Here is a 25,122-nt window from a genome sequence, read left to right as displayed (position 1 = left end):
CCGCTGACGAACACGCTCGTCAGGTATTTGGCGAGCGTATCCGCCATCATGAGCAGGCGGGCAAACAGATTGTTTATCTGGATGAAAGCGGCTTTGAGCAGTCCATGCCACGTACGCATGGCTATTCGTTAAAAGGGTCCCGCTGTTTTGGTTTACATGACTGGCAGCACAAAGGCCGCATTAATGCCATTGGTGCTATCATTAAAAATACCTTTGTGACCTTAAGTTTGTTTGCCGGAACCATTAATGCGAATGTGTTTCATGCCTGGCTGACACAAGATTTGTTGCCGAAGCTCCCTAAGGGGACAGTGATTGTGATGGATAATGCCCCTTTCCATAAACGCGGTGACACGCGAAAAGCGATAACCGATCACGGATGCCAGTTAGAATGGCTTCCGCCTTACAGCCCAGATTTAAATCCTATCGAAAACAAATGGGCTGAAACAAAAACAACAAGAAGACGAGAAAGATGCTCTATTGATGAGCTGTTTACAGAGCATGTGACTTATGTCTGATTATATTGATTCTGCTATACAACCGCATGTTGCTGATGCCTGGATCAATGCGGATAAGCGCGATGAAAAAGAGGGTGAAATCGGCGTTGTTGGATATGAAATACCCTTTAACCGCCATTTTTATGTTTATCAGCCTCCGCGCGACCTTGCAGCTATTGATGCCGATTTGGATAAAGTCAGTGCTGAGATTATGAAACTGCTGCAAGAGGTGCATTCGTAATGAGTAAGTATCAGGCGTATCCGGAATATAAGGATTCTGGGGTTGAGTGGTTGAGAAGTATTCCAAGTCATTGGGAAGCGAAACCTTTAAAATTTATTTGTACATATAATGATGAGGTAATTGCTGACTCTACAAGACAAGATGTCGAACTTGAATATGTAGATATTGGTAGTGTATCGGTCCTTTCAGGAATATCTCACGTAGAAACAATTATTTTTGGTGAGGCGCCATCTCGGGCTCGGAGAATTGTTAGGGACGGTGATGTTATTGTATCGACTGTAAGAACATATTTAGATGATCAGCTACAAGAAACTATCTATCAATTTGAACACAAGGATGGTGTTGTTGTCCGTATTAATCATAAAGAGGGAAATGGTTCAAAATCAGAGAAATTGGCGGCTGCGCTGAAAACTTCACAGCCAATAATTATTGTCACTATTCAAACTTTCCCATTTGTGATTAAAGCCATTGAGAACAGCACAAGCTTGAAAGAGCGTCGTTATGCAGTCATCGCCGATGAAGCACACTCATCACAAACCGGCACGACGGCAGGTAAGTTGAAAGAAGTATTGATGAAGGAAGAAGCGGGTGAAATAGAACCTTCTTCCGAAGATACAATTAACGCAATGGTTGCGGCTCGTTCCGGTAGTTCTAATCTCAGTTATTATGCGTTTACCGCAACACCAAAACCAAAAACTATCGAATTATTTGGTCGTCTCCCCAATCCAGACTTGCCTGCTTCAAAACAGAATAAACCTGAGGCTTATCATATTTACTCAATGCGCCAAGCCATTGAAGAAGGATTTATTCTTGATGTCCTAAAGAATTACACCAATTACAAGTGTAGCGGTCAAGAACTTTAGGACACATTTCTAGCCTTTTCCCATTGTTTTTCGTATTCAGCGGGAGAAATTCCCCTCACAAAACGTCAACACGCCCCAAGTTTATCATTAACTTTACGAAATTTTTTTGGTGAAATGTTGAGTAAAAGATAGCAGTGATATCCTACCTCCGTGAAGTTAATTTTGGTTGAAAATTGCCCTATTGTAGAGAAAAATGAGGATTCATTTCGTCTTTCTCGAATAGTTAACGATTTAGCAGAGAAATTATTCCTATTTGCTTGAGCTATGTCACTTGATTAATCAGACAGTCTGTGGGGGAGATGTTAGAATTACCGCCGGCGAAAATTAAGAGAAAATTGTAACGATTATCGGAGTGAATAACTTGAGGCATATGTCGCTCAAGATGTTTTTAATTACTGAAGTCGCTACGCATTACCTGAGGAAATACCCAAGGGATACCGCAGGGTAATCTGTAGCATATGATTTAACTGATAAATTTGTGCAAATCTTATGATTAAAATTAAAAAAGGACTCAACCTCCCGATAGCAGGATCTCCTGCCCAAGTTATAGAAGACGGTCCGACGATTCGCCATGTCGCTTTGCTGGGCGAAGAATATGTTGGAATGCGTCCTTCTATGCTGGTTAAGGAAGGTGAGCATGTCAAAAAAGGTCAAATTCTTTTTGAAGATAAGAAGAATCCAGGGGTTGTTTTCACGAGTCCCGCAAGCGGGAAAGTAGTAACCATCGGGCGTGGTGAACGCCGTGTCCTGCAATCTGTAGTGATTGAAATGAATGGTGATGAGAAAGTGATGTTTGATCGTTATGATCGTGCGGAACTTGCTGATCTGAGCCGTGAACAGGTAGAAAAAAACCTGCTTGTATCAGGATTATGGACAGCATTGCGTACACGTCCTTTCAGTCGTTCTCCTGTTCCCGGTTCCACACCAAAGGCAATCTTCGTTACAGCAATGGATACTCAGCCTTTGGCTGCTGATCCATTAGTCGTTATTGCGACTCAGGAAGAGGCTTTTGTTGATGGCCTGAATATTTTGTCAAAATTGACAGAAGGAAAAGTCCACGTCTGTCATGACGCTGGAAATATTCCAAGCTCAGGAAACAACGCTCAAATCACCTATAACCAATTTGTTGGGCCACATCCGGCAGGGCTGGTTGGTACCCATATCCATTTCATTGAACCAGTTAGTGCGCATAAAACGGTATGGCACTTGGGCTATCAGGATGTCATTGCTATCGGTAAATTGTTTACAACAGGTGAACTTTATACTGATCGCATAATATCTCTGGCGGGGCCTCAAGTTAAAACACCGCGTTTGATGCGTACTCAATTGGGTGCTGATTTGCTTGAGTTAACGCAAGATCAGCTGAAAGAGGGTGAAAACCGTATTGTTTCTGGTTCTGTGCTCTGCGGTACAAAATCAGATGACGTTTGTCATTATCTTGGTCGTTTCCATACTCTGGTTTCAGTACTCGCTGAAGGCCGTGAAAAAGAGCTGTTCGGTTGGATTGCACCCGGGGTTAATAAATTCTCCATTACCCGCACCACGATTGGTCATTTCCTGAAAAAGAAACGTTTTGCTTTCTCAACCACGACAAATGGCGGGGAGCGTTCCATGGTGCCAATTGGCAACTATGAGCGGGTAATGCCGCTGGACATTATGGCAACTCACCTGTTGCGGGACTTGCTTGCAGGCGATACTGATAGTTGTCAGGCGCTGGGTTGTCTGGAGTTGGATGAGGAAGATTTGGCATTGTGTACCTATGTTTGCCCCGGCAAATATGAGTACGGTCCGGTATTGCGTGACGTACTGACTAAGATTGAGCTGGAAGGGTAATTCATGGGCCTGAAAAATTTATTTGAAAAAGTAGAACCCCACTTTGAGGCCGGTGGCAAGCTGGAGAAATATTATCCTCTCTATGAGGCAGTGAGCACCGTTTTCTACACTCCGGGTATCGTGACAAAAGGAAATGCCCACGTCCGTGATGCCATTGATCTCAAACGTATGATGATTCTGGTATGGCTATCTGTTTTCCCTGTCATGTTTTGGGGGATGTATAATGTTGGAAATCAATCCATACCTGCCCTGACTCACTTATACAATGGAGATGCTTTACAGCAGATCCTGACTTCTGACTGGCACTATGTGCTTGCTCAGTTTCTTGGTGCATCATTGACACCAGATGCCGGATGGGGCAGTAAAATGTTGCTGGGCGCAACTTACTTCCTGCCAATCTATGCAGTCGTTTTTGTCGTTGGTGGTTTCTGGGAGGTTTTGTTTGCCGTTATCCGCAAACATGAAATCAACGAAGGTTTCTTTGTCAGTTCCATCCTGTTTGCACTGATTGTACCGCCCACCCTGCCATTATGGCAGGCAGCCATAGGGATTACCTTTGGTGTTGTGGTTGCAAAGGAAATCTTCGGTGGTACAGGTCGTAACTTCCTGAACCCCGCACTGGCTGGCCGCGCCTTCCTGTTCTTTGCTTATCCGGCCCAGATCTCAGGTGACTTAGTGTGGACGGCGGCTGACGGTTTCTCTGGTGCAACGCCTCTGTCCCAATGGGCAACGGCGGGCAGCCACGGTCTGGTCAATACCATCACTGGTCAGCCTGTGACATGGATGGATGCTTTTCTTGGTAACATTCCCGGCTCAATCGGTGAAGTATCTACGCTGATGATTTTCATCGGTGGTGCCATCATTCTGTTTGCCCGTATCGCTTCATGGCGCATTGTTGTCGGTGTAATGCTCGGTATGATTGCAACGTCTTACCTGTTTAATGCAATTGGCTCCAGCACTAACCCAATGTTTGCTATGGAATGGTACTGGCATCTGGTTCTGGGCGGCTTTGCATTCGGCATGATCTTTATGGCGACTGATCCAGTATCCGCGGCATTTACAGATAAAGGGAAATGGGCATACGGTATTCTGATTGGTGTGATGTGTGTTCTGATCAGGGTAGTCAATCCAGCTTATCCAGAAGGGATGATGTTGGCGATTTTGTTCGCTAATCTGTTCGCGCCACTATTCGATTATCTGGTCGTACAGGCCAATATTAAGCGGAGAAAAGCCCGTGGCTAATGATAAACCAAAAAATAATGACAGCATCGGCAGAACGTTTATCGTTGTTTTTGTGCTGTGCCTTATCTGTTCGATTGTAGTTGCAGGGTCAGCCGTAGGTTTGAAAGCGCAACAGCAGGAGCAGAAACTGCTGGATAAGCAACGCAATATTCTGGATGTGGCAGGTTTGCTAAAACCTGATATGACGAGTACGGAAATCAAAGCCATTTATGACAATCGCATCCAACCTGAACTGCTTGATTTAAAAGCAGCAACGCTGGAAAAAGGCAAGGGTGATTTTGATTTGAAAAATGCTCTGCGCAGCGATGAAACCAGTATCGTTTTATCACCAGAGCAGGATCTGGCAAAAATTCGTCGCCGTGCCAATATGGCAGAAATTTATCTGGTTAAAGACGAGCATGGCAAAACGACGGAACTGGTTTTGCCAATATACGGTTCAGGTCTGTGGTCAGTGATGTATGCCTTCATTTCCATTGATGTAGACGGTGTCACATCCCGCGGCGTTACTTACTACTCTCATGGTGAAACCCCGGGTTTGGGTGGTGAAGTGGATAACCCACAATGGCGTAAACAGTGGGTAGGTAAAAAACTTTATAACCCGCAAGGTATTCCGGCACTGAAAATCGTTCGTGGCGGAGCAGGTGATAACCCTTACGGTGTAGATGGTCTGTCCGGCGCGACCCTGACTTCTAACGGTGTTCAGCATATGTTTGATTTCTGGCTGGGTGATAACGGTTTTGGCCCGTTCCTGAAAAAAGTACGTGAGGGAGCATTGAAAGATGGCTGATAGTAAAGAGATAAAACGCGTTCTTCTTGGGCCGTTATTTGATAATAACCCGATTGCATTGCAGGTTTTGGGTGTGTGTTCAGCATTGGCTGTTACCACCAAACTGGAAACTGCATTGGTTATGACCCTTGCTGTAACCTTAGTTACTGCATTTTCTAACTTTTTCATTTCATTGATTCGTAACTACATTCCCGGCAGTGTGCGAATCATTGTACAGATGGCGATCATTGCATCGCTGGTTATCGTGGTAGACCAGATTTTGCAGGCCTATGCCTACGAAATTTCTAAACAGCTATCGGTGTTTGTGGGCCTTATCATCACGAACTGTATCGTAATGGGACGTGCTGAAGCCTATGCCATGAAGTCACCTCCTGTTGAAAGTTTCATGGATGGCATCGGCAATGGCCTAGGCTACGGCGTTATTCTGGTTCTGGTTGGTTTCCTGCGTGAACTGTTTGGTTCAGGCAAGTTGTTCGGCATGACCGTACTGGAATCAGTCAAAAATGGGGGCTGGTATCAGCCAAATGGTCTGTTCCTGCTGGCACCGAGCGCATTCTTCATTATTGGTATGCTGATTTGGGGTCTGCGGACGCTGAAACCTGCGCAGATTGAGAAGGAGTAACAAACAAAATGGAACATTATATTAGTTTGTTTGTCCGCGCCGTCTTTATCGAGAATATGGCGTTATCTTTCTTTCTTGGTATGTGTACGTTTCTGGCGGTATCAAAGAACGTTAAAACCGCGTTTGGCCTGGGTGTTGCTGTAACCGTTGTATTGGGAATTTCCGTTCCTGCCAATAACCTTGTCTACAATCTGGTACTCCGTGACGGGGCTTTGATGGACGGGGTGGACTTGAGCTTCCTGAACTTCATTACCTTTATTGGTGTCATTGCTGCACTGGTACAGATCCTGGAAATGATCTTAGACCGTTATGTTCCGGCACTTTACAACGCATTGGGAATTTTCCTGCCGTTGATTACGGTGAACTGTGCAATCTTCGGTGGCGTTTCTTTCATGGCGCAGCGTGACTATAACTTCAGTGAATCCATCGTATACGGTTTCGGTTCAGGCATGGGCTGGATGCTGGCGATTGTTCTGATGGCTGCTATCCGTGAAAAACTGAAATATGCAGATGTTCCGGCAGGTCTGAAAGGGTTGGGAATTACCTTTGTCACCACCGGCTTGATGGCATTGGGCTTTATGTCCTTCTCCGGTGTGCAGCTCTAAAGGCGAGAAGAATTCATGGATATAATTATTCTAGGCGTAGTAATGTTTACCCTGATAGTGTTGGGACTGACCGCATTGATTTTGTTCGCAAAATCTAAGTTAGTGAACACCGGGGATATTAAAGTTGAAGTCAACGGCGATGAGGACAAGAGTTTCTCAGCCCCCGCTGGTGACAAATTATTGAACATGCTTTCCAGTCAGGGAATTTTCGTTTCCTCTGCGTGCGGCGGTGGTGGCTCTTGTGGTCAGTGCCGTGTGAAAATCAAGGAAGGTGGTGGTGATATCCTGCCAACTGAACTTTCCCACATCAATAAGCGTGAAGCAAAAGAAGGCTGCCGTTTGGCATGTCAGGTCAACGTTAAGCAAGATCTGAAAATCGAATTGCCAGAAGATATTTTCGGCATCAAAAAATGGGAATGTGAAGTTATCTCCAACGATAACAAAGCGACTTTCATTAAAGAACTGAAGCTGAAAGTGCCTGATGGGGAAGTGGTTCCATTCCGCGCAGGTGGTTACATTCAGATTGAATGTCCGCCACACGTTGCCCGTTATGCTGACTATGACGTACCAGAGGAATACCGTGAAGATTGGGATAAATTCAATTTGTTCCGTTATGTCTCTGAAGTCAAGGAGCCAACAGTTCGCGCATATTCAATGGCGAACTATCCGGAAGAGCACGGTATTATCATGCTGAACGTGCGTATTGCAACTCCACCACCAAGAAACCCAGATGTTACACCGGGCATTATGTCCTCTTATATTTGGTCACTGAAAGCGGGTGATAAGGTAACGATTTCCGGCCCATTCGGTGAATTCTTTGCGAAAGACACTGATGCAGAAATGATCTTTATCGGTGGTGGTGCAGGTATGGCACCAATGCGTTCCCACATTTTTGACCAGCTCAATCGTTTAAGCTCCAAGCGTAAGATCTCTTTCTGGTATGGTGCACGTTCTAAGCGTGAGATGTTCTATACCGAAGATTTCGACCAACTGGCAGCAGCAAACGAGAACTTCACATGGAATGTGGCATTGTCTGATGCTTTGCCGGAAGATAACTGGGATGGTTACACAGGTTTCATTCATAACGTCCTGTATGAGAACTACCTGAAAGATCATCCGGCACCAGAAGATTGTGAATTCTACATGTGTGGGCCTCCGGTCATGAATGCTGCGGTAATTAAGATGTTGAAAGACCTCGGTGTAGAAGATGAAAACATCATGCTGGATGATTTCGGCGGCTGATGGTTGTAATTCATTTATTTAACGACAAGCGCCCACAAAATGTGGGCGCTGACGATTCAGAAAGAGTCCAAATAAGTCAGAAAGAGTAAGTTATGTTGAGTAAAAAAATGATCAACTGGGGAGCATTGTTGTTTGCGGTTATGCTGCTGGCAGCATGTGGTGGCCCTGAACAACAAAATCTTAATGGGCAGACGATGGGGACTTATTATTCCGTTAAATATGTCGCTGATTCATCTGTCCCTGCTCCGGAAAACCTGCAAAAAGAGATTGATCGGCTACTGGAAGAAGTAAACGACCAGATGTCTACATACCGGCCAAATTCTGAATTGAGTCGTTTTAATCAAAGCCGCGAAGTGAATAAACCTTTTCCTGTGTCTGCCGCTACGGCGAAAGTCGTTAAAGAAGCTATTCGCATCAATAAACTGACAGAAGGTGCGTTGGATGTCACTGTTGGCCCATTGGTCAATCTGTGGGGATTCGGGCCGGAAGGGCGAATAACCAAAGCACCAACAGATGAGGAGTTAGCGACCCGCCGAGTGTGGACGGGTATCGAACATTTGTCTATTGAAGGCAATAATCTGATTAAAGCTATTCCTGAACTTTATGTCGATCTTTCTTCTATTGCCAAAGGTTATGGCGTTGATGCTGTAGCCGAGTATCTGGAATCACAGAGCATCAAAAATTACATGGTTGATATTGGTGGTGAAGTTCGCACATCAGGTAATAATGGCAAGGGAAATCCGTGGCGGATAGCGATTGAAAAACCATCGGATACCGGCATAGCACAGAGCGCTCAGGAAATTATTGAGCCGGGCAATATGTCTGTTGCAACATCAGGTGATTACCGGAACTATTTTGAACAGAATGGAGTGCGTTACTCTCACACCATTAATCCTAAAACGGGCAGACCTATCACACATAATCTGGTTTCGATTACTGTGATTGCACCGACATGTATGAGTGCAGATGGCTTCTCGACAGGCTTGGATGTATTAGGGCCAGAAAAAGGAATGGAATTAGCTGAGAAGCTGAATATTCCCGTCTTTATGATTGTGAAAACCAAAGAGGGTTTTGAAGAGCGTTACAGTACTGCTTTTAAGTCATACTTACAGAAAAAATGAGATAGGGGGAAGTTATGGAAGTCTTTATCGCCACTTTTATCTTTTTCTTGCTGGCTTTTGCAGGAATGTCGCTGGGTTATATCTTTAAGCGCAAGAGCATTCAAGGCAGCTGTGGTGGTCTGGGAAGCATTGGTGTAGAAAAAGTGTGTGATTGCCCTGAACCCTGTGATGCCCGTAAAAAGCGTGAGGCAAGGGAAACTGCGCGTAATGCTCAGCTGGTGAAAAATCGTATTCTGTAATAACAAATCTCTTATTAAAAATTAGTCACCAGCTGAGAAATAGTATGTGAGTATAACCCGTTGTTAGAAAAAGCCCCTGCAATAACTATCTCTTATAGACAACTCTATATCTTGCTGTTTTTATGAGAATTATTTAAAGCTCTTCAATACGGTGCTCGAGAATATTTCCTTTAAAATCAGCTTGTATAGTTCTCAAATTATGGTCATTTGGCCGGAATTTGAGATGTGTATAAGAGACAGGTTCCCAATCTGGTTTTGCGAAGACTGATTATTGATGACATGAACGGCTTATCGACCTGATAGAATTCTGACATAAAAAATGGCTCTCTGAAGCCGTGCAGTTTTTTAGGCTTATCAGGTGCGGAACTCATCAAGGCGCGGGCATCCCTGCCCATAGTGACGCCGGATAGATTTCAGCAAGCCAACATCAATCAAAAATCAGTGTTGCAAAAAAGGTGGGGACCATAGATTTTTATCACATAATTAACTATTGCGCCGATAGCTGAAATCGAGCTGGAAACCACAGGCTTTTGCATAATTTACCAGTGTGCTTAAAGTTGGGTTACTTTTTCCTTTTTCCAGTCGGGAAATGTTACTTTCTTTAGTTCCCATTCGATCTGCAACTTGCTGTTGAGTTAACTTCGCCTCAGTGCGCATACTCAGCAATGTGTTGATGAGTTCGAATTCATCATTCAATTCATCATAAGCCTGTTTCACGTCTGAGTTTTGTAATGCTTTAGCTTTAAGAGCTTGTAGTTGACTCATTTTTTCACCTCTTTCATGCGGTTTTTGGCTAAGTCTAAATCTTTCTTAGATGTTTTTTGACTCTTCTTAACAAAAGCATGGAGAATGTAGATATTCGAGCCATCAAGGTAGCAGAATAAGCCTCGACCAATTCCTTCCTTCGCTTTTGCTCGTAGCTCAAACAAACCATTACCCATAGGTTCAGTATGTGGAGACCCAAGGTTAGCGCCATGCTGTTCCATTAATTCGAGCAGTTTTAGCATTCTTGCTTGAATCTTAGGGGGCATATCCAGAATGTTATCCATTACTCCGTGGTAAAAATCAATATTCCAGCTCATGTCTGCCTTTTGTAGTTATCATATATGATAGGTTGAATTGAGTCAACTGAGTGGGACCCGTAAGATTTTACAGGCATTCTATATTTTGCTAACTTTTGCGAATTGAGGCGCTGTGAGCGGCAGTTTTCGCTGTATCCAGTTGTTTTAATTGAGTGCCCCCATTAGGTTGAGTCGTGAACTTGACAGGTTACTGAACCTCCATCCAGATGACACGGTCTATTAAAATGTAACAGGTTAGCATATTATACCCGTCGTCTTTCAAGTTGCGGCTTTGTTGGCTGCGCTCACTCACCCCAGTCACATAGTTAACTATGTGACTGGGGATTCATTCCCTTGCCGTCGCGCTGCATCTTGAAATCCATTGGGTATAGCACTTTCAAGCGTCCTATATTTCTTTGGATCTTTTATTTTCAAACAGGCTCGAAATTTTTTTTGCAAAAAATGTAACACATGATTATTTCTTCGAACCAATTCGATAAATATCATGAAGGCTATTTTATTTTTCTCCTTTTAATTCATACTTATTCTCATCCGCATTTATCCCCAATAGATTTCAAATTGCGGCATTGCGGCATTGCGGCACAATATTGTAGCGACGTAATTATTTGGAAGATTATAGCCATATCTGCAATCGGATATGGCACCAAACTATAAAAAAGGAAAAAAAATGAACCAGCAAGGATTTACATTGATTGAAGTGATGGTTGTTATGGCTATCGTGTCAATTCTCGGCGCAATTGCCATTCCCAGTTATCAAGGATATATCCAAAAAGCAGCATTAACCGATATGCTACAAGCTATTGTACCTTATAGATCAGGAATAGAGCTTTGTCGTTTTGAAACTGAGAATTATAAAGAATGCAATTCAGGACAAGTTTCCATTCCATCCGGCCATAATAGCCGATATATCAGCACCATCTCAGTAAAAGAAGGAGAAATAATCGTTACAGGTCAACAAAACCTCGGTGGTTTGAATGTTATTTTAAAACCAACTCAGGATATTAAAACAGGATTCACTCAGTGGAAAACTATTTGTGAATCTAAGAATGAATCATTGAAAATGAAATGTCAGGAAACATTGAAATTTTAAATACCAAAGAATTTTATATCAAATAAACAAACTCATTAATCACGTTAAAAAAACAACTAATTAGTTGAAATTTTCGATAAATAGGAAACAACTTTAAAAATGAAGGATATTATTAATGAAAAATAAGGAAAATGTATTAATGGAAAGAGAAATAAAAGATCTGTGTCAACAGTATCAGGCTATTGTTATACAAAAAGATCACCATACTATTACCATAGCTTGTAGTAAATCACCTAACGAAGATTTCATCGCTGCATTACGTTTTGTTTCTGGCCTAATTGTAAATGTAAATATTTGGCCTCAAGCAAAAATAGAATCTATGCTGACACAGGAAAACCCTTTGATATCAGAAGAAATTTATTGTGCAGAAAGTGATGATATAGAGTCTTATCGTATAGAAAAACTGAACATCAACTATTCCAATCATCATACAATACAAACTAATAATATCCGAGATGAAGATATAGATGCCCCAGTTATTCAGTTAATTAATCAGACGTTATTAACCGCAATACAAAAAAGAGCCTCAGATATTCACTTTGAGCCTTTTAAAAATAATTATCAAATACGTATTCGAGTGGATGGAATATTACATACAATGAAAACTCCGCCACCTCAAATGAATGCGAGTATTCCTGCCCGTTTGAAAATTATCGCAAAACTCAACATCGCTGAAAAACGTCATCCACAAGATGGGCAATTTGACTGGAACGACAGTAAGAATAACTATGCGATACGTATATCTACACTGCCGACACTACATGGAGAAAAAATAGTCCTGCGAATTCTAAATACCATACACCAATTGTCATTGGAACAACTTGGCCTGCCTGAGTCACAGTTACAACTTTTAAGACAAAAGATCCATTTACCACAAGGCATGATTTTAGTAACAGGCCCAACCGGCAGCGGAAAAACTGTCACTCTCTATAGTTGTCTGCAATATTTAAATCAAGCTAAAAAGAATATCTGTAGTGTTGAAGATCCCGTAGAAATCCCTTTGAATGGCATTAATCAAACACCTGTAAATAACAAGATTGGGCTAGATTTTGCCAAAGTTCTCAGGGCGTTATTGCGGCAAGACCCCGATATCATCATGGTTGGTGAAATCCGTGATAATGAAACAGCCGAAATATCAATGAAAGCTGCACAAACAGGCCATTTGGTTTTATCGACACTACACACTAACTCGACTATCGATACCTTATCCCGCCTGCAAAATCTGGGAATTTCTGGCTATACCACAGCTTCATGCGTGAAGTTGATTATTGCCCAACGGTTAGTTCGCAAACTTTGCCCCCACTGTCGCCAACAAGATAGCACTCCGACTATTATTCCTAACATAACTAATAAAGAAGAAAGTCCATCAGTTTTAACACTAAAAAAATGGCATGCGGTTGGCTGTGACAACTGTTTTTCAGGTTATTATGGCAGGACAGCCATTTATGAATTTCTCGAAATTAAACCAGAATTCCTGCAAACACTATCTGAACATTTAACTGGCAATCTCTCACATTTACTCATCCAGCAGCAGGGTTCAACACTGTTTTCGTCAGGAATCACATTAGTAGAAAAAGGGATAACTACTCTTGAAGAGATTTACCAGATTATAGGCCATGAAACTGTATGAAAATAGAGTATATCTACCAATGGCAAGCCATTAACAATAAAGGAAAGATTATAGCGGGAGAAAGCATCGGTTACAGTAAAAAAAGTGTCTTCCGGCACTTAGGCCATCTCGATCTGCAACCTTATTCCATTAAATGTAAAAGAGTGATTCACTACGGTGAAAAAGAAGTTGCTTACCGCCTACATTTCATTCATCAATTAAGTACGCTACTAACATCAGGCATCCCCCTTTTACGGGGGTTAGTTATCTTATTGCAAGATTGCAAATTTGCTCTCTGGCGATGTGTATTAACAGATATGATCCAGAAAATTAGTCAAGGAGAATCATTCTCAACAACATTGGCTCATTATCCGAAGCTATTCTCCGCTTTATTCTGCCAAATTATTGCAGTCGGAGAACAAACAGGCCAGCTTGAAAATTGCTGCCAGTTAATCATCAATCAGTTAGAGCAACAGGATGCGTTACTGAAAAAAATGCAAAAAGCTTATCGTTACCCTTTGATAGTCGCTTTTGTAACACTGTTAGTCATTATTTTGATGTTGATCTTTGTTCTGCCGGAATTTCGACAAGTTTACTCTTCGTTTAATGCTACCTTGCCTCTGTTAACACAGTGGGTTTTGTCGGGATCTGATTTTTTGATCCAGTATGGCCTATTACTACTAATAATAATATTTATATTGCTAACTGGTTACCTATGGTTACGTAGGCGTTTTTCAATATTGCAAACAAAAGAAAAAATGCTCATGCTGAGGCTCCCTCTTTTTAAACAATTGATAATTTATCAACAAATAAACCAGATATTTCATATCTTATTTATGACACAAAAAGCAGGGTTAACGCTAACAACAGGGCTGGAATGTGCTATTAATGCCACTCGTCATCCAATTTTTATTGCTGGAGTAAAAAGCTTACATAAACAGATCCAACAGGGAATTCCTATGAGTGATGCATTAAAAAAAGCAGCATATTTCCCTTCATTATGCCAGCAATTTGTCATGATAGGTGAAGAATCAGGCGAGTTAGAATTATTCTTGTTTAATATTGCAAAATGGTATAGAGAAAAATCCATCAATCTTGCTGATAGTTTAGTTCAATTACTTGAACCTCTATTGATGTTGATAATGGCATTGATTATTGGTTTATTATTGTTGGCCATGTATCTGCCTATTTTTCAATTAGGGACAATATTGTCTTAACAAAATATTTACATATTTTATTATGCTTCCTCAAGGACACAAAAGCTGGGAATATATTTGTTTGTTTATAGCTCATTAGCTTTCCTTGGGTTACAATTTAATTATACTATCAGAAATATTTTAAGGGATAGGATGACTTATATTGTTGCACTCACAGGTGGAATTGGTAGCGGTAAAACGACTATCTCTAATGTATTTTCATCCCTTGGTGTTCCTCTTGTTGATGCCGATATTATTGCCAGAGAAGTGGTTGCTCCTGGTACTCCCGCATTGCTGGCAATTTCACAGCACTTTGGATCTGACATATTATTATCCGATGGCAACCTAAACCGCGTATTGCTACGCCAAAAAATTTTTGCGGCCCCAGAAGAAAAAAAGTGGCTGAATGCGCTGTTGCATCCACTGATACACACAGAAACTCAACGACAATTAAACCAAGTGACTGCCACCTACGTCATTTGGGTGGTTCCTCTGTTAATTGAAAATAATTTAATGCATCTGGCAGATCGTATTTTAGTTGTTGACATCCCACCAGAAACACAAATTGCTCGAACAATGGCACGTGATGGCGTAAACCGTAAGCAAGTCGAAAATATTCTGGCTGCACAAGCCAGCCGTCATGACAGACTGGATAAAGCAGACGATGTCATCTTTAATCACTCTGGCGAACAAGACATTGTCTCCCGTGTGGTTGAATTACATCAACAGTATTTAAAACAAGCAAAATCAGTCAGACAGGAAAACCGTAATGAGTGATGCAACCTCTACTATTATTTTTGAACATCCACTTAATGAAAAAATGCGTTCATGGTTGAGGATTGAATCTTCACTGCAACAGTTGGAAAAACAACGCCACTTAGATTCTCAGGCAAGCAGCCTGTCGTTTTTTCGTACAATCGCAGAACTAATTGAGATCCTAGATCGTGGTGAAGTCCGTTCTGAATTATTAAAAGAGTTAGATCGCCAGCAAGTTAAGTTAAAATTGTGGCTCGGCGCTCCAAATGCAGATACTGACATGATCCAGAATTTAGCGAAACAGCTGAAAGAATGCAGTATTGCCTTGAATCAAGGCCCCCGAATCAGCCAGCATATCAAAGAAGATCGCATCATCAGTATGGTTCGCCAAAGATTGAGCATCCCGGGGGGGTGTTGTAGTTTTGATTTGCCAACATTGCACTTGTGGCTGTATTTGCCACAATCAGTCAGAGATGAATCAGTCAAAGCCTGGCTAGGCAGCCTCCTCCCATTAAAGCAAGCACTGGAAAGTATTCTGGATCTCATACGCCAATCGACAGTATTTACGCCTAAAATCAGTCACAATGGTTTTTATCAAGACAATGCTGACGAAGCAGACCTCCTGAGGCTGAAATTGGACGTCGTACCGAATGCATTAATTTACCCACAAGTCTCCGGCTATAAGACACGTTTCGCCATCCGTTTCTTGCCCATGGATAGTGAACGTATTGTTCCTGCCCATTTGTCATTTGAATTAGCCTGCTGTTAACATGGCTCCGAAATCAAGCAGGGGAAAGGAAAGTAAGATGTCTGAAGTATTGACAGTAGAATGTCCAACATGTGGTAACACAGTAATATGGGGTAAAATCAGCCCACATCGCCCATTTTGCAGTAAACGTTGCCAATTAATCGACTTGGGAGAGTGGGCCAGCGAAGAAAAGAAAATACCGAGTCAAAGCGATAGTGCAGAAAATGATAGCTGGAGCGAAGAGCCAGAACGGTGATATCGCTTAGATGACATCACGAGAGCACTGATCTTATTTGGTACTATTGCGATGTCATTCTCTAAAGTAAATAATTTTAAAAAAGTAATCCCCGTTTTTTAATGGGAGTCATTTTTTGTCAAGAAACCGACAATACCACGGTTTGCGGGTGGAAATTCATCAGCAATCAATTCTGATTGTAATACCCAGCGGGAAGGCTGTCCTTCTCTACCAAATGGTTCATTTTCCCATTCATCAACCAGAAAAAAGTAGAGTGTGATATTTCGGTCAGGAAAATCATGTGTAATAGTATCTGTCAATTTACAATGAGTCACAGTGATCCCGACTTCTTCCTTTAATTCTCTAATCAATGCTTGTTCAGGTTTTTCTCCTTGTTCAAGTTTCCCTCCGGGAAACTCCCAAAAACCGCCCATATGTGAATCAGCCCTACGCTGCGTGATAAATATTTCATCATTGCTATTTTTAATGATGCCTGCGGCAATATGCAGATATTTTTTTTCCATAATTGTTTTTTCTTACTATTGATTATTTAACCTAGGTGATTATATCTTGCAGACTACAATAAAATTAGAGATGGGCTGAATCTGACAATCTCAGTCGTGATAGTTTTCCGTTACTGTGATTATATAAGCCTGAAATATGGAGCGAGTGGCAACCTGCCACTCGCTCCATTCACTTGGTTTTAATTATAAGCGACCGTGACAATGCTTATATTTTTTGCCGGAACCACATGGGCAGGTGTCGTTACGTCCAACTTTACGTTCCCCACTTGCCATCTGTGCTTCCTCTTCTGACATTAATGCGCCTTGTTCAACTTCATGGCTCAAGTGCTGCTTTCTTGCCAAACGTTCAGCTTCCTCGCGGCGTTGCTGTTCAAGTGCTTCAACTTCTTCCGGCATTCTGACCTGAACTTTGCTCAAAGTACTGATCACTTCATATTTCAATGATTCCAGCATATTGGCAAACATGGCGAAGGATTCACGTTTGTATTCCTGTTTTGGATCTTTCTGAGCATAGCCACGCAGATGAATACCCTGACGCAGGTAATCCATCGCAGCTAAATGTTCTTTCCACAGTGTATCCAAAGTTTGCAGCATGATACCTTTTTCAAAGTTACGCATCATTTCTGCATTGACGATCTCTTCTTTCTGTTTATAGACTTCAAACGCCTTATCAAGAATACGATCGCGCAATGTTTCTTCATGCAGCTCAGGTTCTTTATCCAACCACTCTTTTATTGGCAGATCCAGATCGAAATCGTTGACTAAACGTTCTTGCAAACCTTCAACATCCCACATTTCTTCCAGAGATTGTGGTGGAATATACGTATCAATCGTTATTTTGAAGACATCTTCACGAATGCTGGAAATGGTTTCACTGACATCACTCACATCAAGTAATTCGTTACGCTGAGCATAGATTGCACGACGCTGATCATTGGCAACATCATCATATTCCAGCAGCTGCTTACGGATATCAAAGTTGCGGCTTTCAACTTTACGTTGAGCATTAGCAATCGCTTTAGTCACCCACGGATGCTCAATTGCTTCACCCGGTTTCATACCCAACTTGCGCATCATGCCTGTAACACGCTCAGAAGCAAAAATGCGCATCAGGGAGTCTTCCATTGAAAGATAGAAGCGTGAAGAACCTGCATCCCCCTGACGCCCTGCACGTCCACGTAACTGGTTATCAATACGGCGTGATTCATGGCGTTCTGTACCAACAATATGCAAACCACCCGCTGCCAATACCGCATCATGACGCACTTGCCATGCTGCTTTGATTTTCTCGATTTGTTCTTCAGTCGGTTCTTCCAGCTTGGCAACTTCTGCCTGCCAGCTTCCTCCCAACATGATATCTGTCCCACGTCCCGCCATGTTGGTTGCAATAGTTACCGCACTGGCTTGGCCTGCCTGAGAAATAATATCGGCTTCCATAGCATGGAATTTTGCGTTCAGGACATTGTGTACAATGCCAGCTTCAGTCAATGCATTAGAAATAACTTCCGATTTCTCAATCGAAATAGTTCCCACCAACACAGGTTGGCCTTTGCTTGTACACTCCCTGATATCCTCAATGATCGCTTCAATTTTTTCCGCTTCTGTCATGTAAACCAAATCCGGTAAATCTTGACGGACCATTGGGCGGTTTGTCGGAACAACAATAGTATCCAGCTTATAAATAGAGCTGAATTCAAAAGCTTCAGTATCGGCTGTTCCCGTCATCCCCGCTAATTTTTCATATATACGGAAATAGTTCTGGAAGGTGATTGAAGCCAGTGTCTGGTTTTCATTTTGGATTTCGACACCTTCTTTAGCTTCTACTGCCTGATGCAATCCATCAGACCAGCGACGTCCCTGCATGGTACGCCCAGTATGTTCGTCAACAATGATAACTTCATCATCTTTGACAATATAATCTACATCGCGGGTAAACAAGGCATGGGCACGTAAAGCTGCTGTTACATGGTGCATCAGCATGATATTGGTCGGCGAGTACAGAGATTCACCTTCATTCATCAATTTGGCATCCACGAGTAATTCTTCAATCAACACTAAACCGCGCTCTGTCAGATTGACCTGACGTGTTTTTTCATCAACTGAGAAATGACCTTCGCCCTGAAAAGTATCTGAATCCTCTTTTTCCTGACGGATCAGTTTTGGTATCAGTTTGTCCACTTTGAGATAAAGTTCAGAGCTATCTTCCGCAGGCCCTGAGATGATCAGAGGTGTACGGGCCTCATCGATAAGAATGGAGTCCACCTCATCCACCAAGGCATAATGCAATTTACGCTGAACTCGTTCTTCCGGGCTAAATGCCATGTTGTCACGCAGATAATCGAAACCATATTCATTGTTAGTTCCGTAAGTAATATCTGCACTATAGGCCTCACGTTTTGCTGGCGCTGGCATGTTCGGCAGGTTAATGCCGACTGTCATGCCGAGAAACTCAAATAGTGGACGGTTGTTTTCGGCATCACGCTGTGCCAGATAGTCGTTCACGGTAACAACATGGACACCCCGACCACTCAGGGCATTAAGATATGCAGGCAACGTTGCTGTCAGTGTTTTACCTTCACCGGTACGCATTTCTGCTATACAACGTTCATTCAGTACCATCCCGCCCAACAGCTGCACATCAAAGTGACGCATACCAAAGACTCTTTTACTGGCTTCACGTACAGTAGCAAAAGCTTCCGGGAGAACTTTTTCCAGTGACTCCCCTTCCTTCAGACGAGTTCGGAACTGATCTGTTTTTGCTTTCAGTTCTTCATCAGAAAGTTTTTCAAAATCCGGCTCCATGTGGTTGATCACATCAACTACTTTACGCAAACGACGCAAGGTACGGTCATTACGGCTACCAAAAATTTTAGTCAGTAATTTAATCAGCATAATTTAGTACATCTCAGATAAGGCTACTGTTGCAGCCAATCAATCATTTCTTGAAAAAAGTCTTATTGAATAAGAATAAAATAATACAAAAGTATTAAAGCAAAAATAAATGATTGGATAATGGCCCTGCTCTGATCCCTTGAATTTGGGCTACCCAGAGCGCTGGTGTGTACGTATCAGGAAAAACAGTCACTAGCATCGCAACATCAGATATGGTGTCATCAAATGGCTTTGATACTTGTGTCAACATATCATGCAAAGTGTCCAGCATAAGCTGTTGCATTGATGGAGAAGAACTCCGAGTACTTTCTTTTGCTTCTTCGCATCTAATCGGCTCTGTGACCGAAAAAGCAAAAGAAAGTTGACGGATCATGTTACGAACAGCGTGTTGCTGCCAGTAGTTTAAATAATTGGAGGGTTGACGCTGAACACTTTTTAGTTCAAACAGGTGTAATTGAAATAAATGCTCAAACGAAGAAGAAGAAAATGATTGATTTTGATTTTCTTGAGTAGAAGAGGTATTAGTATGGGGAAAGTTTTCTGCCATTTTAGCAAAAACAGTAGGAACACCAATTCCCGTGGCAACTATGCCCAGTAAAAGGTGAGACCAAAAATAACGCCTACTAAATTGTCGCCAAAGATTTAAAATACTCATTAATCCTTCATTAATAAATACTGGAACTGCCCTTATTATGCGAGATAATCGTCCACAATCACTGGATACTCTATTTGAAGACGAGGCGACTGTAGGGAAAAGCCCACTTCAAGTAATTCAGAAACATGCCATCGCATTATTGAAGCTCAACCGTGCCGTTCTCAGCTTACTTCCTGCACAGTTGCATCCATGGTGCAGGGTTGCCAATTATCGCAAACAAATTCTGGTACTGGAAGCAGGAAATGCCAGTTGGATGACCCGGCTTCGTTATGAAATTCCTACGTTGCGTTCTACTCTGAGGAGCGAAATTCTACCATCTTTATCCTCAATCGACATCAAGATTAATCCATCATTAATGGTCAAGTATGATAATAATGCACAGAACATCGCAAAATCCTCAGTTGAAGTATCCAATAATGATAATCAGGATTTACCAAAGCGCCAACTGACTCATGAAAGTGCAGAAACAATAATGATGTTGGCTGAACGCAGCCCGAAGAAATTGAAAAGGAAATTAGAACGATTGGCTGCACTGGCCGGAGAGGGTACCAGCACAGCCAAGAATAAGCGCTAACGCTGAATGAAAAACATCAGCGAAAGGAGTGTGATAGATAACATAACCCACTGGTGCATCATAGGAATGTTCTCAACACTCTTTTAGTTAATATACATGTTAGAAACACACATATTAGCCATTATGCCAACACTAATGAAGGGGCACGGAAAGCCAGCGGCATTTCAGCCTCATCTTCAAATGTGACAAATTCCCAAGCACTTTCTTGCGCTAAAATGGTTTGCAGTAGCTTGTTGTTCAGTGCATGACCCGATTTGAACGCGGTAAAGGCACCAATAATGTTGTAACCACACATAAACAGATCGCCGATAGCATCCAGCATTTTATGACGAACAAATTCATCATGAAAACGCAAACCATCTTCATTGAGTACACGGTAATCATCTACCACAATCGCACAATCGAAGCTGCCACCAAGACACAGACCTTGAGATTGTAAGTACTCAATATCACGCATAAATCCAAAAGTACGGGCACGGCTAATCTGACGAACGAATGAATCTGCTGAAAAGTCCATACTATAATGCTGTGAACCGGAATCAATCGCTGGATGGTTAAAGTCGATGGTAAAATCCAGACTGAAACCGTGATATGGTGCCAATTCAGCCCATTTATCACCATCTTCCACGCGAACAGTTTCTTTCACACGTACGAATTTCTTCGCGACATTCAGTTCTTCAATACCCGCATCCAATAACAGGAAAACGAACGGGCTGGCACTACCATCCATAATCGGGATTTCTGGTGCATCGACATCAATAACAATGTTATCGATTCCCAAACCTGCCAATGCTGCATTCAAATGCTCAACAGTTGAAATCCGCACATTATGCTCATTCACCAAGCAAGTACAGAGCATAGTATCACGCACAGATTTGGCATCAGCCGGAAAATCAACCGGAGGATTCAAGTCAGTACGACGATAGATGACCCCGGTATTAGCCGGTGCTGGACGCATTGTCAGCGTGACTTTCTTACCGGTGTGTAAACCAACGCCAGTCGCTTGAACAATACGTTTTAATGTCCTTTGTTTGATCATCGTTTATATCTCGCAGTGTTACTTATCCTGCAAATCATTATAAAGTATGATTGGCAGGATATTTTAGCACAAAAAGCGGAGAAACCAATTTTTAGTAATTAGTCAGCCTGCTTACGTAAAAATGCTGGAATATCAAGATAATCAGGCTCTTTGCTTGTATGTGTATTTTGGTCATTAACTACTTTTGCTGCTGGTTTACTCTCATCAGACAATGAAGAGATTCCGCCGGGCATCTGCTGGTAACGGCGATCCACTGTATTTGTCTGAGGAGCTTTGTTATTGGTCACCAGAGTAATTTCCGGACGCTTGTCCATCCCTATACCCGTTGCAACAACAGTGACACGCAGTTCATCGTTCATGTCCGGATCCAATGATGTACCGATAACCACGGTTGCATTATCAGAAGCAAATGCACGGATTGTGTTACCAACCGTTTCGAATTCGTCCAGACGCAGGTCAAAGCCCGCAGTAATGTTAACCAGAACACCACGCGCACCAGATAGGTCAATATCTTCCAACAGCGGGCTGGAGATAGCCATTTCTGCTGCTTCTTCCGCACGATCTTCACCTTGTGCGATACCTGAACCCATCATGGCATAACCCATTTCAGACATCACGGTACGAACGTCAGCGAAGTCAACGTTCATCAGCCCCGGGCGAGTGATCAGCTCAGCAATACCCTGAACCGCGCCTTTCAGAACATCATTTGCCGCACCAAACGCATCCAGCAGGGAAATTCCGCGTCCCAAAACTTTCAACAATTTGTCATTTGGAATAGTAATCAATGAGTCCACATGTTTGGACAATTCAGTGATCCCTTGTTCCGCGAAGGCCATACGCTTTTTGCCTTCGAAGTTAAATGGCTTAGTCACAACAGCCACGGTCAGAATGCCAAGTTCTTTGGCAATTTCAGCTACAACGGGTGCTGCACCTGTTCCTGTACCACCGCCCATACCCGCAGCAATGAATACCATGTCAGCCCCTTCCAATGCGGTACGCAATGATTCGCGATCTTCTTCCGCGGCAGTACGGCCAACTTCAGGGTTTGCACCAGCGCCCAATCCTTTCGTAATGCCGTTGCCAATCTGGATAGTCTGACCAACAGCTGTCTTACGTAGTGCCTGAGCATCCGTGTTAATCGCAAAGAAGTCTACTCCTTCTATGCGTTCACGCACCATGTGCTCAACAGCATTACCGCCGCCGCCGCCGACGCCGATGACTTTAATCACCGCGTCATTGGTTAATTCCAGTGGTTCAAACATAATTTCTCTCCGTTTTGTGCCTTTATATCGAGGCAGGCGACATTGTCTTAGCCTCTGTATAAAAAATCAAAATTCTTTTTTCAGCCAGTTGCTAATTTTATTAAACCAGCCGCTCACTGACGTTCTTTTATCGGCATCAGAATCTCCACCAAGGTGGGATTCTTTGCCATAATGCAGAAGCCCAACTGCTGTTGAGTAGCAAGACTCCTGCACATAATCTGTCAGGCCGGTGATGTTCAGAGGACGACCAATACGAACCTGGGTATGGAATACCCGCCGGGCACAATCGGCCAATCCATCAATCTGGGCTCCTCCCCCTGTCAGGACAATCCCTGCTGCCAGGTGGTGCTTTACTCCCAGCTGACGCAACTGTTCCTGCAATCGCAAAATTTCATCATTCACCAAATTCAGCAGTTCGGTATAACGGGGTTCTATTACTTCCGCCAGCGTCTGACGCTGCAAGCTACGGGGAGGCCGTCCTCCCACACTTGGGACTTCCACGCTCTCATCTTTGCTCACTATTGAACCCAATGCGCATCCATGACGAACCTTGATGGTTTCAGCATCACTTGGGGGGGTACCAAATGCATAGGCGATATCACTGGTAACAACATTTCCTGCATAAGGAATAACCTTGGTATGACGCAATGCACCGCCGGTATATACAGCGATGTCCATCGTTCCACCGCCGATATCAACAACACATACCCCCAATTCTTTTTCGTCTTCTGTTAATACAGCATAACTTGCTGCCAGTCCGGCAAAAATAAGTTGGTCAACTTTCAACCCACAACGTTCAACAGCTTTTACAATATTTTTTGCCATGTCGTTATGACAGGTAATCAAGTGAACTTTTGCCTGCATACGCACACCAGAAAGCCCAACTGGATTTTTAATCCCTTCCTGATAATCAATCGCGTATTCCTGTGGAATTACATGCAAAATACGGTGTTCATCACGAACACGAACCGATTTGGCTGTATGGACAACGCTGTCCACATCATCTTGCGTCACTTCTTCTTCCGAAATCGGCACCATACCAATTTCGTTCTGACAACTGATATGCTTGCCGGAAAGCGCCAAATAGACCGACGAGATCTGGCAATCGGCCATAAGCTCAGCCTGATCTATTGCACGCTGGACGCACTTAACAACCGATTCAAGATCGTTGACACCGCCTTTATCCATGCCACGGGATGGGCAACTTCCTACTCCGATAATATTAACCATACCATCGGGCAGAATTTCACCAACCAGGGCAGATACTTTTGCTGTCCCGATTTCAAGGCCAACTACCAATTTTCTGTCCGTTGATTTGATCATCGTTATTCTGCCTGTCTCTGTATTATTACCAGTCACTGTTTGTTTTCTTGCCCGTTCATTGAAACTGGCGCATCAGTTAATAAAGGAGCCCAACCAACCGCAGCACCGCTGTCATAACGTAAATCGATATAAGCCACGCGCTTTTCCATGTTTTTCAACAAAACAGGATAAAGTTCAACAAAACGTTTTATTCGTTCCATTTTATCTCGATTTCCTAACTCTAACCGGATATCGTTATCCAGTATCAATTGCCAGGAATTACGCGCTGTCATGATCACCGCTTTTAATTTTATTTGATGTGCTGAAAGAAAAGTTGTCATTGTGCTATATCCTTCCAATACATCTTTTTCTTTGCTTTCAGGACCATACAGCATCGGGTATTGCCCATTAATACTGCGTTCCACGGGCAAACTAAACACCCGAGCTTCGGTATCTAGCATTTGCGTATCGTTCCAGCGCGCATAAGGCACGTATTCTACCAGATGAATTTTCAGTTCATCAGGCCATTGTTTACGCACAGTAACTTGCCGAATCCATGACAGTTGTTCAATATTTTCCTGAATGACATTGACATCCTGTGTCATAAATGTTCCTGGAGTTCCCAGAGACAAAATAGCCTGCCTGACATCATCATTCGTGGTGTAATGGCGTTCACCGGTTAACACCAGTTTTGAAAGCGGTAATCTACTAGAGTCTTTCATCCAGTCCAGCGTCATCCAGCCCCCCCATATGATAGTGCCGATTACCATCAGGAAGAAGATAATCCCTATCAGATGATAACCATTACTGGGGCGTATCCCCTGAGCTTCGATCTCCCGCTCCCGGATATTCCGGGCTGCCTGTGACAT

At 42.8% G+C, this 25,122-nt stretch carries 25 protein-coding genes and 2 pseudogenes; 18 read left to right on the top strand and 9 right to left on the bottom strand.

Annotated elements, in window-relative coordinates:
* The 11 genes and pseudogenes from BM329_RS08355 to nqrM form a co-directional block, all read left to right on the top strand.
* Positions 1–515, top strand: a 515-nt coding sequence (locus tag BM329_RS08355) for an IS630 family transposase (protein WP_245759041.1), incomplete at its 5' end; no start/stop codon positions are given.
* A 19-nt stretch (positions 516–534) separates the two neighbouring features.
* Positions 535–735 (top strand): annotated as a pseudogene (locus tag BM329_RS08350) (SAM-dependent DNA methyltransferase); the annotation flags it as partial.
* A gap of 263 nt (positions 736–998) precedes the next feature.
* Positions 999–1,577, top strand: a pseudogene (locus BM329_RS08345) (type I restriction endonuclease subunit R); the annotation flags it as partial.
* Positions 1,578–2,087: 510 nt separating this feature from the next.
* Positions 2,088–3,431 carry a Na(+)-translocating NADH-quinone reductase subunit A gene (locus BM329_RS08340; protein WP_092551563.1) on the top strand — a complete coding sequence of 448 codons (1,344 nt, stop codon included), beginning with the start codon at positions 2,088–2,090 and terminating at the stop codon, positions 3,429–3,431.
* Positions 3,432–3,434: 3 nt separating this feature from the next.
* Positions 3,435–4,673 carry an NADH:ubiquinone reductase (Na(+)-transporting) subunit B gene (locus BM329_RS08335; protein ID WP_092551560.1) on the top strand — a complete coding sequence of 413 codons (1,239 nt, stop codon included), beginning with the start codon at positions 3,435–3,437 and terminating at the stop codon, positions 4,671–4,673.
* Positions 4,666–5,460 carry a Na(+)-translocating NADH-quinone reductase subunit C gene (locus tag BM329_RS08330; protein WP_092551557.1) on the top strand — a complete coding sequence of 265 codons (795 nt, stop codon included), beginning with the start codon at positions 4,666–4,668 and terminating at the stop codon, positions 5,458–5,460. The genes BM329_RS08335 and BM329_RS08330 overlap by 8 nt, the downstream gene beginning before the upstream one ends.
* On the top strand, positions 5,453–6,082 hold the full coding sequence (locus tag BM329_RS08325) for an NADH:ubiquinone reductase (Na(+)-transporting) subunit D (protein ID WP_092551554.1): 630 nt from the start codon (positions 5,453–5,455) through the stop codon (positions 6,080–6,082). Before BM329_RS08330 ends, BM329_RS08325 begins: the two co-directional genes overlap by 8 nt.
* Before the next feature lie 8 nt (positions 6,083–6,090).
* On the top strand, positions 6,091–6,687 hold the full coding sequence (gene nqrE, locus BM329_RS08320) for an NADH:ubiquinone reductase (Na(+)-transporting) subunit E (RefSeq protein ID WP_010846626.1): 597 nt from the start codon (positions 6,091–6,093) through the stop codon (positions 6,685–6,687).
* A gap of 15 nt (positions 6,688–6,702) precedes the next feature.
* On the top strand, positions 6,703–7,929 hold the full coding sequence (gene nqrF / locus BM329_RS08315; RefSeq protein WP_092551551.1) for an NADH:ubiquinone reductase (Na(+)-transporting) subunit F: 1,227 nt from the start codon (positions 6,703–6,705) through the stop codon (positions 7,927–7,929).
* A 92-nt stretch (positions 7,930–8,021) separates the two neighbouring features.
* Positions 8,022–9,050: an FAD:protein FMN transferase gene (locus BM329_RS08310; protein ID WP_092551548.1), complete on the top strand. Its 1,029-nt coding sequence runs from the start codon at positions 8,022–8,024 to the stop codon at positions 9,048–9,050.
* 14 nt (positions 9,051–9,064) lie between these two features.
* Positions 9,065–9,289 (top strand): (Na+)-NQR maturation NqrM, encoded by a 225-nt coding sequence (gene nqrM / locus BM329_RS08305; RefSeq protein ID WP_092551545.1) that lies wholly within the window; start codon positions 9,065–9,067, stop codon positions 9,287–9,289.
* A 483-nt stretch (positions 9,290–9,772) separates the two neighbouring features.
* Here nqrM and BM329_RS08300 read toward each other — a convergent pair whose 3' ends face one another.
* Together BM329_RS08300 and BM329_RS08295 are read right to left on the bottom strand one after the other, a co-directional pair.
* Positions 9,773–10,054, bottom strand: coding sequence for a helix-turn-helix domain-containing protein (locus BM329_RS08300; protein WP_092551542.1), 282 nt, complete (start codon positions 10,052–10,054; stop codon positions 9,773–9,775).
* Complete coding sequence (locus tag BM329_RS08295) at positions 10,051–10,371, bottom strand: type II toxin-antitoxin system RelE/ParE family toxin (protein ID WP_092551539.1); 321 nt, start codon at positions 10,369–10,371, stop codon at positions 10,051–10,053. Before BM329_RS08295 ends, BM329_RS08300 begins: the two co-directional genes overlap by 4 nt.
* Positions 10,372–11,038: 667 nt before the next feature.
* Between BM329_RS08295 and ppdD the strand changes: the two genes are divergently transcribed.
* The 6 genes from ppdD to yacG all read left to right on the top strand — a co-directional run bounded on the left by ppdD (position 11,039) and on the right by yacG (position 16,026).
* Positions 11,039–11,461 carry a prepilin peptidase-dependent pilin gene (gene ppdD, locus BM329_RS08290; RefSeq protein WP_092551572.1) on the top strand — a complete coding sequence of 141 codons (423 nt, stop codon included), beginning with the start codon at positions 11,039–11,041 and terminating at the stop codon, positions 11,459–11,461.
* A 115-nt stretch (positions 11,462–11,576) separates the two neighbouring features.
* Positions 11,577–13,091 (top strand): type II secretion system protein GspE, encoded by a 1,515-nt coding sequence (gene gspE / locus BM329_RS08285; protein WP_092551536.1) that lies wholly within the window; start codon positions 11,577–11,579, stop codon positions 13,089–13,091.
* A complete protein-coding gene (gene hofC, locus BM329_RS08280; RefSeq protein ID WP_092551533.1) occupies positions 13,088–14,287 on the top strand; it encodes a protein transport protein HofC in 1,200 nt (399 codons plus the stop codon). Before gspE ends, hofC begins: the two co-directional genes overlap by 4 nt.
* Before the next feature lie 132 nt (positions 14,288–14,419).
* On the top strand, positions 14,420–15,043 hold the full coding sequence (gene coaE, locus BM329_RS08275; protein ID WP_092551530.1) for a dephospho-CoA kinase: 624 nt from the start codon (positions 14,420–14,422) through the stop codon (positions 15,041–15,043).
* Positions 15,036–15,791 (top strand): cell division protein ZapD, encoded by a 756-nt coding sequence (zapD, locus tag BM329_RS08270; protein ID WP_092551527.1) that lies wholly within the window; start codon positions 15,036–15,038, stop codon positions 15,789–15,791. The genes coaE and zapD overlap by 8 nt, the downstream gene beginning before the upstream one ends.
* A gap of 37 nt (positions 15,792–15,828) precedes the next feature.
* Positions 15,829–16,026, top strand: a complete 198-nt coding sequence (gene yacG, locus BM329_RS08265; RefSeq protein ID WP_092551524.1) for a DNA gyrase inhibitor YacG — start codon at positions 15,829–15,831, stop codon at positions 16,024–16,026.
* Between the two features lie 98 nt (positions 16,027–16,124).
* On the opposite strand, the gene mutT is transcribed toward yacG, so the two are convergent.
* From mutT to secM, 3 genes are all read right to left on the bottom strand, one after another.
* Entirely contained in the window at positions 16,125–16,529 is a 405-nt protein-coding gene (gene mutT / locus BM329_RS08260; protein WP_092551521.1) for an 8-oxo-dGTP diphosphatase MutT, read from the bottom strand.
* A 183-nt stretch (positions 16,530–16,712) separates the two neighbouring features.
* Positions 16,713–19,421 carry a preprotein translocase subunit SecA gene (secA, locus tag BM329_RS08255; RefSeq protein ID WP_092551518.1) on the bottom strand — a complete coding sequence of 903 codons (2,709 nt, stop codon included), beginning with the start codon at positions 19,419–19,421 and terminating at the stop codon, positions 16,713–16,715.
* A gap of 94 nt (positions 19,422–19,515) precedes the next feature.
* A complete protein-coding gene (secM, locus tag BM329_RS08250; protein WP_092551515.1) occupies positions 19,516–20,076 on the bottom strand; it encodes a secA translation cis-regulator SecM in 561 nt (186 codons plus the stop codon).
* Positions 20,077–20,113: 37 nt separating this feature from the next.
* Here secM and BM329_RS08245 point away from each other — a divergent pair, with 37 nt between their 5' ends.
* On the top strand, positions 20,114–20,650 hold the full coding sequence (locus tag BM329_RS08245) for a DUF721 domain-containing protein (RefSeq protein WP_092551512.1): 537 nt from the start codon (positions 20,114–20,116) through the stop codon (positions 20,648–20,650).
* A 121-nt stretch (positions 20,651–20,771) separates the two neighbouring features.
* Here the strand turns inward: BM329_RS08245 and lpxC are convergent, their stop codons facing one another.
* The 4 genes from lpxC to ftsQ form a co-directional block, all read right to left on the bottom strand.
* Positions 20,772–21,689, bottom strand: coding sequence for a UDP-3-O-acyl-N-acetylglucosamine deacetylase (lpxC, locus tag BM329_RS08240; RefSeq protein WP_092551509.1), 918 nt, complete (start codon positions 21,687–21,689; stop codon positions 20,772–20,774).
* 98 nt (positions 21,690–21,787) lie between these two features.
* Positions 21,788–22,951, bottom strand: a complete 1,164-nt coding sequence (ftsZ, locus tag BM329_RS08235; protein ID WP_092551506.1) for a cell division protein FtsZ — start codon at positions 22,949–22,951, stop codon at positions 21,788–21,790.
* 66 nt (positions 22,952–23,017) lie between these two features.
* Positions 23,018–24,274: a cell division protein FtsA gene (gene ftsA / locus BM329_RS08230; protein ID WP_092551503.1), complete on the bottom strand. Its 1,257-nt coding sequence runs from the start codon at positions 24,272–24,274 to the stop codon at positions 23,018–23,020.
* Positions 24,275–24,306: 32 nt separating this feature from the next.
* A complete protein-coding gene (gene ftsQ / locus BM329_RS08225) occupies positions 24,307–25,122 on the bottom strand; it encodes a cell division protein FtsQ (RefSeq protein WP_092551500.1) in 816 nt (271 codons plus the stop codon).

Source organism: Xenorhabdus koppenhoeferi, from assembly GCF_900116635.1.
GTDB lineage: Bacteria > Pseudomonadota > Gammaproteobacteria > Enterobacterales > Enterobacteriaceae > Xenorhabdus > Xenorhabdus koppenhoeferi.
Note: the sequence above shows the minus strand (reverse complement) of the source record. Positions and strands in the feature narration are given on the sequence as shown.

Coding starts and splice junctions, on each gene's coding strand:
- nqrE (WP_010846626.1), top strand. CDS start 6,091: ATGGAACATTATATTAGTTTGTTTGTCCGCGCCGTCTTTATCGAGAAT.
- secM (WP_092551515.1), bottom strand. CDS start 20,076: ATGAGTATTTTAAATCTTTGGCGACAATTTAGTAGGCGTTATTTTTGG.
- BM329_RS08245 (WP_092551512.1), top strand. CDS start 20,114: ATGCGAGATAATCGTCCACAATCACTGGATACTCTATTTGAAGACGAG.
- mutT (WP_092551521.1), bottom strand. CDS start 16,529: ATGGAAAAAAAATATCTGCATATTGCCGCAGGCATCATTAAAAATAGC.
- BM329_RS08325 (WP_092551554.1), top strand. CDS start 5,453: ATGGCTGATAGTAAAGAGATAAAACGCGTTCTTCTTGGGCCGTTATTT.
- hofC (WP_092551533.1), top strand. CDS start 13,088: ATGAAAATAGAGTATATCTACCAATGGCAAGCCATTAACAATAAAGGA.
- BM329_RS08340 (WP_092551563.1), top strand. CDS start 2,088: ATGATTAAAATTAAAAAAGGACTCAACCTCCCGATAGCAGGATCTCCT.
- ftsZ (WP_092551506.1), bottom strand. CDS start 22,951: ATGTTTGAACCACTGGAATTAACCAATGACGCGGTGATTAAAGTCATC.
- BM329_RS08295 (WP_092551539.1), bottom strand. CDS start 10,371: ATGAGCTGGAATATTGATTTTTACCACGGAGTAATGGATAACATTCTG.
- coaE (WP_092551530.1), top strand. CDS start 14,420: ATGACTTATATTGTTGCACTCACAGGTGGAATTGGTAGCGGTAAAACG.
- secA (WP_092551518.1), bottom strand. CDS start 19,421: ATGCTGATTAAATTACTGACTAAAATTTTTGGTAGCCGTAATGACCGT.
- nqrF (WP_092551551.1), top strand. CDS start 6,703: ATGGATATAATTATTCTAGGCGTAGTAATGTTTACCCTGATAGTGTTG.
- ftsA (WP_092551503.1), bottom strand. CDS start 24,274: ATGATCAAATCAACGGACAGAAAATTGGTAGTTGGCCTTGAAATCGGG.
- BM329_RS08300 (WP_092551542.1), bottom strand. CDS start 10,054: ATGAGTCAACTACAAGCTCTTAAAGCTAAAGCATTACAAAACTCAGAC.
- gspE (WP_092551536.1), top strand. CDS start 11,577: ATGAAAAATAAGGAAAATGTATTAATGGAAAGAGAAATAAAAGATCTG.
- yacG (WP_092551524.1), top strand. CDS start 15,829: ATGTCTGAAGTATTGACAGTAGAATGTCCAACATGTGGTAACACAGTA.
- nqrM (WP_092551545.1), top strand. CDS start 9,065: ATGGAAGTCTTTATCGCCACTTTTATCTTTTTCTTGCTGGCTTTTGCA.
- BM329_RS08310 (WP_092551548.1), top strand. CDS start 8,022: ATGTTGAGTAAAAAAATGATCAACTGGGGAGCATTGTTGTTTGCGGTT.
- BM329_RS08335 (WP_092551560.1), top strand. CDS start 3,435: ATGGGCCTGAAAAATTTATTTGAAAAAGTAGAACCCCACTTTGAGGCC.
- ftsQ (WP_092551500.1), bottom strand. CDS start 25,122: ATGTCACAGGCAGCCCGGAATATCCGGGAGCGGGAGATCGAAGCTCAG.
- lpxC (WP_092551509.1), bottom strand. CDS start 21,689: ATGATCAAACAAAGGACATTAAAACGTATTGTTCAAGCGACTGGCGTT.
- zapD (WP_092551527.1), top strand. CDS start 15,036: ATGAGTGATGCAACCTCTACTATTATTTTTGAACATCCACTTAATGAA.
- ppdD (WP_092551572.1), top strand. CDS start 11,039: ATGAACCAGCAAGGATTTACATTGATTGAAGTGATGGTTGTTATGGCT.